The sequence below is a fragment of the Chitinispirillales bacterium ANBcel5 genome (assembly GCA_029688955.1).
Taxonomy (GTDB): Bacteria; Fibrobacterota; Chitinivibrionia; order Chitinivibrionales; family Chitinispirillaceae; genus Cellulosispirillum; species Cellulosispirillum alkaliphilum.
On record JARUKZ010000012.1, the window covers coordinates 25,591 to 38,623 of the forward strand.

At 40.0% G+C, this 13,033-nt stretch carries 7 protein-coding genes; 1 reads left to right on the top strand and 6 read right to left on the bottom strand.

Features of this window, described 5'->3' with window-relative positions; all coding sequences use genetic code 11:
- Positions 1-191 precede the first annotated feature (191 nt).
- On the bottom strand, positions 192-2,693 hold the full coding sequence (locus tag QA601_08430; GenBank protein ID MDG5815101.1) for a PAS domain S-box protein: 2,502 nt from the start codon (positions 2,691-2,693) through the stop codon (positions 192-194).
- The gene (locus QA601_08435) at positions 2,686-4,164 is read right to left on the bottom strand and encodes a DUF4070 domain-containing protein (protein MDG5815102.1); all 1,479 of its coding nucleotides are present in this window, start codon (positions 4,162-4,164) and stop codon (positions 2,686-2,688) included. Before QA601_08435 ends, QA601_08430 begins: the two co-directional genes overlap by 8 nt.
- Positions 4,165-4,484: 320 nt before the next feature.
- Between QA601_08435 and QA601_08440 the strand changes: the two genes are divergently transcribed.
- Positions 4,485-5,282: a M48 family metallopeptidase gene (locus tag QA601_08440; GenBank protein ID MDG5815103.1), complete on the top strand. Its 798-nt coding sequence runs from the start codon at positions 4,485-4,487 to the stop codon at positions 5,280-5,282.
- A 99-nt stretch (positions 5,283-5,381) separates the two neighbouring features.
- Here QA601_08440 and QA601_08445 read toward each other — a convergent pair whose 3' ends face one another.
- From QA601_08445 to secA, 4 genes are all read right to left on the bottom strand, one after another.
- A complete protein-coding gene (locus QA601_08445; GenBank protein MDG5815104.1) occupies positions 5,382-7,202 on the bottom strand; it encodes a peptidylprolyl isomerase in 1,821 nt (606 codons plus the stop codon).
- A gap of 193 nt (positions 7,203-7,395) precedes the next feature.
- Positions 7,396-9,159 (bottom strand): S41 family peptidase, encoded by a 1,764-nt coding sequence (locus tag QA601_08450; protein MDG5815105.1) that lies wholly within the window; start codon positions 9,157-9,159, stop codon positions 7,396-7,398.
- Between the two features lie 149 nt (positions 9,160-9,308).
- Entirely contained in the window at positions 9,309-9,935 is a 627-nt protein-coding gene (tmk, locus tag QA601_08455) for a dTMP kinase (GenBank protein MDG5815106.1), read from the bottom strand.
- Positions 9,932-13,021: a preprotein translocase subunit SecA gene (gene secA / locus QA601_08460; GenBank protein MDG5815107.1), complete on the bottom strand. Its 3,090-nt coding sequence runs from the start codon at positions 13,019-13,021 to the stop codon at positions 9,932-9,934. The genes tmk and secA overlap by 4 nt, the downstream gene beginning before the upstream one ends.
- Between the last annotated feature and the right edge of the window lie 12 nt (positions 13,022-13,033).

Below are 13,033 nucleotides of genomic sequence, written 5' to 3' on the forward strand. Positions count from 1 at the left end.
CTTTATTTACAAAGTAATTTTGAACATAGTAACTGTTTTGCTACCAGAATAAACTTATTACATTTAAGAGCAGTTTTACAAATGAATTTTTAATATTTCTCAATACTATATCTAATTTTTATTATGCCATTTTGGGATAGAAACATCAAGGCTTTTATAGCAAAAAAAAACTATTTTGAATTAAATTTTATTTACAGTGCATTAACTGCATCAATCAAAGCTCTAGATGTAAAAGGCTTAAGAAGAATATTTTCATTTTGGTGGGGATGTATTGAAGGAGGAGTAAAACCAGAGATAAAAAGTACCTTCACATTATTTATTTGTTTCATTTTACGTACAAGATCAAATCCATTGATATTATTCATGACTATATCACTTATAACTAGTTGTATACGATCATGATAGTTTGAATACCAGTTAAGCGCATCCTTTGGACAAGTAAACCCTACAATTTTATATCCATAAGAGCAAAGTATTTCCCGACAAAAACCAACCATTAAATCATCATTATCAACAACTAGTACCTCCCCGTTTTCAGGTGCTATACGCCTATGTGCAACAGGTAGAAATTGCGAAGATTCCAGATGCCTTCTAATGTTACTTAAGGGTAAATTTATAATAAAAATTGTTCCCTCTCCCGGCTTTGAGTCCACAAGTATTTCTCCGTGATGTGACTTAACTATCCCATACACCACTGAAAGCCCTAAACCGGTTCCTTTTCCTTTTTCCTTAGTTGAGAAAAAAGGATCAAATATCTTGGAAATATGCTCTGGAGAAATCCCACTACCAGTATCTTCTACTTCAATGCGTACACGAGCGTCGTTTAACTTTTTTGACCTAAGCGTAATGCTACCACCACTTTTTCCCATTGCATCACTTGCATTCAAACATAGGTTCAATAAACATTGGTGAATTTTCCCACTATCACCATATATCTTGCAATCGTAATTTGTACAGTCTATTTTCACTTTTACCGCTTTAGGTAATAGAGGTAAAACAAGCAGCCCGACTTCCTTAATAGTATTATTAACCGAAAACTCCTTGTTTTTTACTATCTCTCCCCTACTGAATGTAAGAAGATTTCGAATCAAAGAAGCGGCCTTTTCTGAAGCATCTCCTATCACCGCTGCATAATTTTTTATCTTTTCCTCTGAAGAACGGTCCTGGATCATACGTCCATACCCTACTATTGACACAAGTAAATTATTAAAATCGTGAGCAAGTCCTCCTGCCATCTTCCCCAGCAAATCCATTCTCTGGGTGCGCAGAAGTTGTTCATTGAGACGCCTTGTTTCTGTAATATCTACACCGATTCCGGCAATCCCGGCTATCGTTTCAGTATCATCAAGGATCGGGTATGTATTAAGTGTAATAGCCTTCCAATCACCGTTTTTTGCTTTAAAATGCACTTCCTGAATTTCAGACTTTACACTTTTTTTGATAACAAGTTCAGAAAAATCTATTTGAGAGTCAGGGCCAAGCAACTCCTTACAGTGCATTCCTCTTAATTCTTCTTCACTATATCCCGATTGAATCACCATGGCTCTGTTTGCATATATAAAAAATCCCTCTAAATCGATTCCTATGATTATTGCAGGGGAGTTTTCATAAAGAGAACGATACCTGTTTTCAACCATATATAACCGACGTTCAATTTTTACCTGATCATTTATATCTTTCACTGTACAAAGATAACCGGGTGAACGATGTTTACTTTTTACCCAAACTATATTCAATCTTACAAATTGTTTCTCATTTCTACTGTTTATGAGAGTAAGTTGTCTTGAGTAACTGTTTTTTTCATCACATCGGGTATGTAATAGGTAATCATAAAGCCCGCCCGCCTCCTTTTCTGGAAATAAGGAGAATATATTCTTTGTATACAGTTCTTCAGAAGAATATTCGCATATACTACAAAAAGCCTTATTAGCAAATGTAATAACACCCTGGGAATTCAGCCATACAATACCCTCACCCATATTATTCATTATATGAAAATAAAAATCTTTCAATGCAAGGTTCTCTGAATACTGCTTCTGAAGATTGCTATGATTTTTCTCAAGGTGTCTGATGATTTCATTCTTTTCTTTATAACCTGGTATTACTATTTCATTAATCTTTTGTAATAATCCTTTGCCTTTTTTCCAGGATATTTGATAGGTACAGCTTTTCGCACTACCCTTAGCAGCACATTCAAGTTCAACAAGCTCTACATTTCTGCATCCCTTTATTTCCAATGTTTTTACAGTAAAGCCCTTATTAAACTCACAAATTTCATAGGCATACTTATCTTTCTTTAAAGGTATGTAACTAACTTCCGCCATACCCTCACTTAGCAAGTTAACCCTGACTTCAATATTTTTGTTAGTGTATTTTTTAACATACTTTGGAACAACTTTTATAATAGTAGCAAGAGGAGCAATTTTTAAGAATAAATATAGAAATGAATTAACTTCTCTTTGTAATATCTCTTTGCCCAGTCTGAAGAATATATCATCACCACCACCAAAAGCCTCTGCTGCATTTTTAAAAAGCTTTACCCAGGTATCGGTAGTGATCCACTCAAACTGGTTTTCAAGTATCTCCCTCGAAACACTAACATCTTTAAGGAGCTCATGATCCACTCCCTTCTCGCGCGCGTAATTTAGCAGCTCTGAAGTACTAATACAGGATATCTCGCGTGTTTCATCCATTTACTTCTATGCCCTCTTTCTTAATACTGTGATGTGATGTAAGCGGTATCGTTTTGCGCTTTGTGTATGAAGCAATTAGTTGCCCATACATTACTTCATACATATACCCCAAAAATACTGCAAGCGAAAATCTGGCGGGCTTATAACTAAAGCGTACTAGTACTTGAATTAAATAATACCAATACGAAATAGCATACCTTCTCTTAAACCCTTGCAGCATAATTCCCCTTATTACTCGTCTGTAATCCTGATTTGCCCGTACAGTACCAGTCATCCTTTTCGCAACATATTCATCATTCCATTCACTAATCCATCTTATACAGCGTGCAAAATACTTTGAAGGCTGATATATTTCCCTTAGGAGGCGTAGTTGCATCTGCTCATTTAGCTTATGGTCATCATTTCCATGCAATGAGGTGTCAACGAATACTACCGGAATAGATGTGTTTTTAATTAATTGGGCAAAGAAATCAACATCTCTTACCTTAATATGCGATTCGATTGTTACCTTGCCGAATACACCGATCCCTTGTTTTCGAAAAAAATCCACCTTGCTACATATTTTTTGTACTTCATCTCTGCTTTGAGCACCAAATGTTGTTTGATGACATCGATTAAGGGGTAAGAGCATGATACTAATTCCAGCATCTGCCATTTTTTTAAAGACCCCTGTTAACTCATCGTGAGCACTGGATAGTGTACCGTGGAAAAAGAAGTCAAATGGAAATGAATTTTTACACTGCCAATCGTGAATATACTCTAACAGTAATATAAATTGCTCTCTTCGCTCGTTATTTTCCTTAACATCACCTATAAGATCATCATCAGTTAGATATATGCTTTTAAACCCACCACTTAAGGAATAGAGAATATCAAGCTCAGAAACAATTTGCTTTAAAGGTTTTCTACGATAATTTCTTCCTTGCCCCTTGGATAGTTTAAGTGAGAGGCTAAAGTATAATCGCGGCTCAACCAAATCATACCTGGGGACCATAAATTGGTAAGTTTCATTACAGGGAATAGTTTCATAAGTTTGTTTTAGATTACCAGAAACCATGTCTTCAGTAATTTCTTCAGCTACAGTTTTTTCCCTGCACGTTTTACTCATCTCTCCGAAATCACCTTTTACCATGGTAATGTGGTCTAATCCTTGGCAAACTAAAGCTGATAGAGCTTCCCCAAACACTATTACTTTAGCATTTGCTCTGGTGATATCGGTATTTTTTAACAATGAATCAATCTGAAGGTTATCTGCAGCTACCAGTACATAATCAGCCCAACCGATGTCCTTTTCAGAAAGCTGCTCAAATTGCATATCCAAAAGTCTTAGTTCCCAATGCTCCGGAAAATGGGCAGCAGCACTAATAAGAGGAAGCGGAAAGAACTGCCCCTTATCACCAAAGATATCCAACAGAGGTTTGTAGCTAAAAAGAGACTGATCGATTTGGGGCCAAATAAGTAGTAGTTTCATGTTAAAGAGCACCCTTAGTTAAGAATCAGAAGCAAGACAGTATCGGCTGCATTTTGAAAAGGTAGTTTTGACAAGAGCATACAAGTAAATGTACCTATAAATAATCATATATTAGGAACTACCAATTTGCAAGTCACTGTTTTTTTTATTTTTATTTATCTGACCAGCTATCAGATTACCTTCAATATAATTGATAAAAATGGCTATATTTTTGCTAGTTTATGTTTTAATCATATTTGTTTAGTGCGATCTTATTAGAAAATAATACAATACAACAAGTTTTTCTCCCCTTGTATGATTATAACTAAACAGAGGAAAAAATGAAAAATACCACCCTGTTATCAGCGCTCATTTCTTTCCTTTTTTTCTACTCATGTGCAGTAGTTTCCCTTACTGGTAGGCGTCAGCTTCAGCTCATTCCACGATCACAGATGTTAGAACTAAGTAATCAGGCCTATAATGAATACGTTGCCGAACATCAGGTTATAACTGGCACAGAAGAAGCGTTAATGGTACAAAGGGTAGGAACAAATATAAGATCAGCTGTTGAGAGTTATTTTCAAGAACAGAATAACGATGATATAATAGGAGATTTTCAGTGGGAATTTACTCTATTTCAGGACACTACAATAAACGCCTGGGCGATGCCGAGAGGAAAGGTAGGCATCAATAGTGGCATTTTGCCATTAGCTCAGGATGATGCTGGCTTAGCAGTTATTATTGGCCACGAGATCGGACACGTTGTTGCAGAGCATGGAAATGAACGGATGAGCCAGCTTCTTTTAGTTGAGCTGGGTGGTATTGCGCTAAGCGAAGCACTTTCAGAACAGCCTGAAATCACTCGTCAGCTCGCGCTTGTTGCGTTTGGTGTCGGCGCACAATTGGGAGTATTACTTCCTTACAGCAGGCTCCACGAAACCGAAGCCGACAGATTAGGACTGATTTTTATGGCTATTGCAGGATATGACCCTCGAGAGGCTATCTCTTTTTGGGAGCGAATGGTTGAATTGAGAATGGCACCAGAACCACCGGAGTTTTTAAGTACTCACCCATCCGATGAAACCAGAGTAGAAAATATCCGCCAAATGATTCCGGAAGCAATGGAATATTACCAATAAATAAGCGGGGGTGTACACGGTATCTCTTAAGAAAAAAGGTCCTGCTTATTAGTTATATAAGCAGGACCTTTTCTTTAATCTCTAGCAGAAAAAACTATGTTAATCTCGGTATATTCGGTCAACATTACTCTCAATACGAGCGTTCGATTTACGATCTATGTACCATTTCCCATAAATATTTTCTTTGTTTTGTGAGATAAGATTCCGTCTCTGAGCTGCGAACAATGGTGAGTCTGTATCCAAAGGCGCTGTTTCAGAAAGCCAGTTAGTTCTGACAATGAAATGATCGCCCTCTTGTTCTATCACATCAGAAAGACTACCGGGCTCGGTAGAAAGGGCAACATGGGCGACCTTGCTGTTAAAACCAACATTAGGAATAAAATCATTCCTTCCTACCGTATCTGATATCCCAGAGGATACCAAAGAATCATTTTCCTGATAATCGGCTATCGACTCGGCTCCACTGATGTTTTCAAGTACCGATTGAGCATACTGGGCAGTATTAGCAACGGTAAGAGAATCTCTGATTTCACTCACTATTTCTGAGCGAACAACTTCGAAAGGCTGAACCCCACTGCTTAATTTTTCCTTCAAATTTACAACAAAAATTGCGTCTTCGTTTTCTAAACGCTCAGATATGCTGCCCACTTCCTCGTCAAATGCAAATCTTTGCAAACCCGGTACATATCCAATTCTTGGAATCATGCCACCTTCAGTGAAAGTACCAGTCGAATCAACTCTGATTGAAGGGAACTGTTTAGCAGCTTCGAGAAACCCCTTTTCCAGGGCTACTTCTCTAAGACTATCAGCCTTACCCCTAATGCTCTCTATTGTTTCAAGAGTAGGTTCAATAAAGCGAAGTATATGACGCGCCCGCACCTGCTCCTCTCCATCCCTTTCTTCTCTTTCTTCCACTTTGATTAGATGAAAACCAAAATTTGTCTCAACCGGATCTGAAATTTCTCCCACTTCTAAACTAAAAGCGACCTCTTCAAATTCAGGCACCATAGCGTTTCTACCAAACCAACCAAGATCCCCCCCTTTCTCAGCAGATCCTCTGTCATCAGATTCACCCTGGGCCAGATCTTTAAATGTCCGCTCTCCTGATTCAATTAGTTGCTTAATGTCTTCGAGTTCAGCACGGTAAACACTTTTATCAAATTCAGTAACCTCGATAGGAAATTTTACAAAAAGAAGATTTGCTTTTTCTTCCCGTTCAAAAGAGCTCCTGTTTGCTCTGTAGTAGTCTTTTAGCATCTCCTCATCGATAGCGTTTTCATCTACACGAAAGTTATTTTTACCGACCTTTATGTACTCAAATACACCTTGTTCCTGTTGTGTACGATGATTGTATTTGACTTCAGATGGTGAAGCAAATACACTTGCCCTTAAAAGAGTTTCAAGTTTTTGTGCCGGTGCAACGACATCTCTTGTATGACGCTCAATTTCCCTTAAAAAAGGATACATGTTGTAGTTTTGCGGATTACTCAAAAACTGCACATATTTGGCAGTATCAAATACACCGTCAGTCTGAAACGCTGGTTCCTCTTCCATACCAGGTAACGGATTCCTTTTCACATACTCCAACAGCTCTGTTGGTGTTGCTTCTAAACGCATTTTTTCAAACACATCGGTTAGAAGAACCCGCTGTACTTCCTGCTCCCAAACCTGTTGAGGAATCATTCGGTACTGCTGGGGTGGAATATCCTGTCCGGATTCGTTCAATCTCTGACGTTCCATATTGACCATTCGATCAAAGAGATGCAGTGAAACCTCTTGACCATTTATTTTACCCGCAACAGTAGCAACAGACCTGTCACCAACATTCATTCCCCAGTCGAGAAATATTGTTCCTCCAACAAAAGCAACCAAAATAATGAGCATGATAATGGGAGCTGTCTCCCGCATTTTACTGATCATATACTCTCCCTGCAATAAAAAAATATAGTGAGCTGCATTTTTTTCATTTTTTAAATATAATAAACGGCGGATTATTACCTAAAACGAGGTTTTCACAATTGAAGTATTATGTCCGTATAGGACTGTTGCAATGTATTCTCATCAACAGCCCCATTCATCTAACCCTAAATGTGATTTGTTTCCTCTTCTACCCCTAATCTTGCTCAGGAGCTTTAAGCAAAGCTTCATACCTTTCTGTTTCAGTCAAAATTTGCATTGCTGCATCGAGTTGTTTATCCCTGGACAGTCTTGACCGATAAACGATCTCATTATCCTGTCCATATTCTCGTATAAGAATAGCTTTTCGTATGTGACGCTTGATTTCTTCTCTGTTTTCTTCCAATTCTCGTTGACTCTCAGCCTTAAAAATCTGTTTCATTTTTGCAGAAGTCTCATCAAGCTGAGCTCTGTGTTCCTCGCTCCATTTAGGTTCTCCAGACTGGCTTTCAGAGTCACTCTTAGTAGTATCAGCTATCAAACCGCTTCGCTTTTTGAATTCCTCAAATTGAATTTGGGCTGCATTTTTGTAGGAAAACTCTATAGAATCGAGGAAATCATAAAATGCTTCTATGGTTTTTTTATCAATGGTATATTCTGCCCCTATCTCAGTATCGCGTTTTTGCAGTCTTGGATACTCCATATTAGCAAACTGAAAAAAAGCATCCTCACCAAAAAGCGCCCTGACCGGCATCGACGGCAATTCCGGCTCAACCACAAAATCAGGCACTATTCCACCACCTCCATAGACAATTCTTCCATTTTTTGTCCTGTAGACATTGGTGTCTGCTTCTGAGTCGCTTTGTTCATCAGCTGTATCCCTTGCAATGTTAGGTCTATCGATACATCTGCCAGAAGGTGTGTAATACAGTGCAGTAGTAAGCTTTATATGGTGACTCTTATCCAGGGGAATAACGCTCTGCACAGAACCTTTACCAAAAGTGGTATCTCCCAAAACTATCCCTCTGTCCCAGTCCTGAATTGCACCGGCAACAATTTCTGAAGCACTTGCAGAAGCTCTGTTAACAAGTACTACCAGCGGCATATCTGTGGGAAGTACTTCTGCTCTGCTGGAATGAAAATCTTTATTTTGCCCTCGTACCCGTCCACGGGTGGATACGATTAGCTTATCGCTGGGGAGGAATTTCTCAGTAACCTCGATTGCCTGAGGCAATAAACCTCCCGGATTTAATCGTAGATCAAAAACCAACCCCTTGAGTCCTTGAGATTTAAGATCTTTAATTGCATTTTCAACCTCATTGGCCGCTTCCTGGCTAAATGCCTGAAGGTGTATATACCCGATCCCATCATCCATCATTCCATAAAAGGGTACCGATTTAATCTGAACGATCTCTCGAGTGATAGTGTACTCAATATCTTTCTGCTCACCAGTTCTTCTTATCAGAATGGTTACTTCTGAGCCAGGCTCACCCCTGAGTTTGTTTACCGCCTTATCAATAGTAATACCTTCGGTTGATTCGCCCTCTATTTGTATAATCTGATCCCCTGATTGTATCCCCGCACGTGATGCCGGAGTGCCGCCTATTGGAGTCATAACTGTAAGCACATCATCGCGTATTGAGATCTGAATGCCGAGTCCGCCAAATTTTCCCTCTGTATGAATTCGTAGCTCCTCATACTGTTTGGTTTCAAAATAGGAAGTATGTGGATCGAGGCTCTTTATCATCCCTTCAATGGCATTATCAATAAGTTCCTTGGAAGGAATATCTTCCACATAACTTTGGTGAATCTTTGTAGCGACATTATCGAGGCGAATTATATCTGCATAAAAATTATCGTTATCTGCCCGGGTAGTGTCGATGATTAGCCCGGTTATCACTACGGTTAGAATAACCATTGCTAAGAAGGAAGTTTTACAGAACATTTTCTCTGTCGGTTTATTTGGTCTTTTTTCCATCATCTCTCCCAGAGTATAATCGTGATGAACAGATTAATAATTACAAGCACTGAGCTTCTCTTCTGAGATTAGCCTGCAATAACTATGCTACATTTTAAACGTTATAAAAGGAAAATACATCAGGAAGCAATATTAATTCCATTTTTAGCCATTTATACTTCAATAAGCTGACATATCTTCCCAAAAACTTGCTCATTGAGCAGCTCTACCTCTTTGCTGCCATCAAAAAGTACAACATTGGGATCCGTTTCTGCTATTTCTAAATACCCATTTCTTATTCTCTTGAAAAATTCTTCCGATCCATTTTCAAGACGGTCCCTGGCCTTACCCATAGCAGATAGTCTTTTTCTTGAACACTGTACAGAGATGTCAAAAATAAAAGTACAATCAGGTTTTATACCACCCGTTGAGAATTCATTGAACATCTTCAGTGTATCTATTGATATCCCCCTGCCGTAGCCCTGATAGGCGAAAGTAGCAGCCTGAAAGCGATCACACAACACCACTTCACCTTCCAGTAATGCAGGCTGAATTTTTTCCCTCATGTGCTGAGCCCGGGCAGCCAAATAAAGCAACAACTCACTTTGAATACACATCTCTTCAAAACGAGGTGCGATCAAGATTTCACGTATGGCTTCCGAAACAGGTGTTCCTCCTGGTTCCCGGGTCACCACCGGAACAATGCCTCTTTCTTCAAGCCGTTTAGCCACAAGTGATAACTGTGTGCTTTTGCCACATCCGTCGATGCCCTCAAAGGCTATAAACATTCCCTTTTTCATTGAACACCACAACATTTTTTATATTTTTTGCCACTTCCACAAGGACAGGGCTCATTTCTACCAACCTGAACAGCAGCACGCACCGGTGCCGGTTTACCAGATCCGCCTCCTGCACGATTTGTTACCAACTGACGGTTAGGTTGCTGCTGAGGACGTGGCTGAGCAGCAGGTCCTTGAGGAGAAAACAAATCAACATCTCCATGAATCTCTTTTGAGTTGCTCAGCGGTGCCCTTTGCTGACGCTCAACCTTTTCGAGTCTAAAGATGTAACTGGAAACCTCATGAGCAATAGTGCTTCTAAGCTCCTCAAACATCTTAAGCCCTTCTCTTTGGTATTCAAAGAGCGGGTTTTTCTGCCCAAACGCACGGAACTGCACACCACCTTTGAGGTGATCCATCTCATAGAGATGATCTTTCCATAATGAATCTATGACCATCAAAAAGACACTTCGCTCAAACTTACGCATCAGCTCTTCGCCAAAACGAGCCTCTTTCTCCTCATACCGTTCCTTAACAAGCTTCCATACATCATCAAAGAGACTGTCCTGTGTTTTGTTTGAAAGCTCCTGTTCATCTATACGATATACTATACCAAAAGAGGTCTGAATGTCACTGTAAAGGTTTGACAGGTCCCACTCTTCAGGGAACTTCCCGGCTGCGGTATGTTTAAAGATTATCTCTTCAAGTGCCGCGGCCACCTGATCAAGAATATCATCCTTTAGGTTCTCACCTCGTAATATCCTCTGACGAAGACTGTAGATCTCGGTACGCTGCAGATTCATAACATCATCATACTCTTTAAGATGTTTTCTTATATCGAAGTTTCTGCCTTCAACTCTTTTTTGGGCATTTCCAATTGCTTTTGAAACCAAAGGATGGGAGATAACCTCTCCATCATCGGTACCCAGTTTATCCATAATAGCAGCGATACGTTCTGAGCCAAAAATCCTCATGAGATCATCATCGAGGGAGAGAAAAAACTTGGTTGAACCAGGATCACCCTGCCGTCCAGCACGTCCCCGGAGCTGATTATCAATACGGCGACTCTCATGACGCTCAGTACCTATTATATGAAGTCCCCCCAGCTCAAGTACGCTTTTGTGCTCCTCTTTAGTCTTTTGGTAGAGTTTTTCAAATTTTTTCCGTTTCTCATCCAAAGAAAGCTCATCAGGTTCTACTCCCTGTTTAATCAGCTCATTGTTGGCCATGACTTCAAAATTTCCACCCAGAACAATATCTGTACCACGTCCAGCCATATTTGTAGCAATTGTTACCGCCCCAACATGACCGGCCTGGGCAACGATTGTAGCTTCTTTAGCGTGGTATTTAGCATTAAGCACCTCATGCTTCACCCCGGCTCTGGTGAGAAGCTTACTTATAAGCTCAGACTTCTCTATCGAAGTGGTACCTACAAGGCAGGGGCGTCCTTCTTCTACTTTGCCCTCAATTTCTTTTACTATGGCATTATATTTTTCCCGGTGGGTTTTATAGATCTCGTCATTGGAGTCCACCCTTTTTAGAGGCCGGTTAGTAGGAACTGTAACAACATCGAGTTTGTAGATTTCATGAAACTCACCAGCTTCAGTAACAGCAGTTCCGGTCATACCGGAGATTTTATTGTACATCTTAAAAAAGTTCTGGAATGTAATAGTTGCAAGGGTCTGGTTTTCACCAGCAACTTTCACCCCCTCCTTAGCTTCCAGAGCCTGATGAAGCCCTTCACTGTAACGTCTTCCGTGAAGAATACGACCCGTGAACTCATCAACTATAAGAATTTGTCCCTCCTGAACGACATAGTTTACATCCCTTTCAAAGAGGGAGTAAGCCTTAAGGAGCTGACTTATACTATGAATTCTCTCTGAACGCTCGGCATACACTCTATGAGCTTCATCACGCTGCATTGATTTCTCCTCAGGTGATAAGGCCTCATCGCTATCGATTTTCCCAAGCAAAACAGAGAGGTCAGGCACCACAAAGAAGTCACTGTTTTCACCGCCAACAAGTGCTCTTCCCTTTTCTGTTAACTCAGCACTGTGACCTGATTCATCGATGGTGTAAAAAAGCTCTTCATCTATCTCATTAAGTTTTTTCTCACGAAGATAATCTGTTTCCACAGTTTTCATGTGCTTGGCTACACCCGGTTCTTTAATAAGCTTAAGGAAGCGTTTGTTTTTTGGCCCCCCTCTTTTTGCAATAAGAAGCTTAAAACCAGCCTCGTACTCTTTACCCTCCTTTTTAAGCAACTCTTCAGCTTCTGCGATGATACGCTGAACAAACTGATTTTGGGCACTAACAAGCTTTGTGACCCTGGGCTTAAGCTCCTCATATTCCTGATTTGATTTTGTTGCCGGTCCGGATATGATCAAAGGTGTACGAGCCTCATCGATAAGAATATTATCAACCTCATCAACGATAGCAAAGTTCAGTTCGCGAAGCACGCAATGGTCGGGCGATGTAGCCATGTTGTCTCTAAGGTAATCAAAACCAAATTCATTATTTGTACCGTAAGTGATATCGCAGGCATACACCGCTTTCCTTTCGGGACTATGTGGTTCGGTATCATCCAAACACCCTACAGTAAGTCCCAGAAAGTTAAAAATTTTGCCCATCCACTCACTATCACGACGTGCCAGATAATCATTAACGGTGATAACATGCACACCTTTTCCACTTAAGGCATTAAGGTATGCAGCCATCGCGGCCACCTGAGTTTTACCTTCACCGGTTTTCATCTCAGCAATTTTACCCTGGTGAAGCACAATAGCCCCCAAAACCTGAACATCAAAGTGAGCCATAAACGGAATTTCCCGCTCCAGGTAAGGATCATACACCATTCTCCCCTCACCAAGAACACGATGGGTGCTTTCTCTAACTACAGCATACGCCTCAGGTAAAAGATCATCAAGCGTTTCACCTTTGGCCAGCCTTTCCCTAAACTCTGCGGTCTTATTTTTTAGCTGCTCATCATTTAATTTTTTCACCTCGTCTTTAAAGCTGTTCACTTGTTCAAGTATCGGACGAAGCTTGCGAATATCCTTCTCCTGTTTTGATCCAAACACTTTACCGAGTATGCTCAGTAAATCCATAAAATAATCGCC

Coding starts and splice junctions, on each gene's coding strand:
- QA601_08435 (MDG5815102.1), bottom strand. CDS start 4,164: ATGAAACTACTACTTATTTGGCCCCAAATCGATCAGTCTCTTTTTAGC.
- QA601_08445 (MDG5815104.1), bottom strand. CDS start 7,202: ATGATCAGTAAAATGCGGGAGACAGCTCCCATTATCATGCTCATTATT.
- QA601_08430 (MDG5815101.1), bottom strand. CDS start 2,693: ATGGATGAAACACGCGAGATATCCTGTATTAGTACTTCAGAGCTGCTA.
- tmk (MDG5815106.1), bottom strand. CDS start 9,935: ATGAAAAAGGGAATGTTTATAGCCTTTGAGGGCATCGACGGATGTGGC.
- QA601_08440 (MDG5815103.1), top strand. CDS start 4,485: ATGAAAAATACCACCCTGTTATCAGCGCTCATTTCTTTCCTTTTTTTC.
- secA (MDG5815107.1), bottom strand. CDS start 13,021: ATGGATTTACTGAGCATACTCGGTAAAGTGTTTGGATCAAAACAGGAG.
- QA601_08450 (MDG5815105.1), bottom strand. CDS start 9,159: ATGATGGAAAAAAGACCAAATAAACCGACAGAGAAAATGTTCTGTAAA.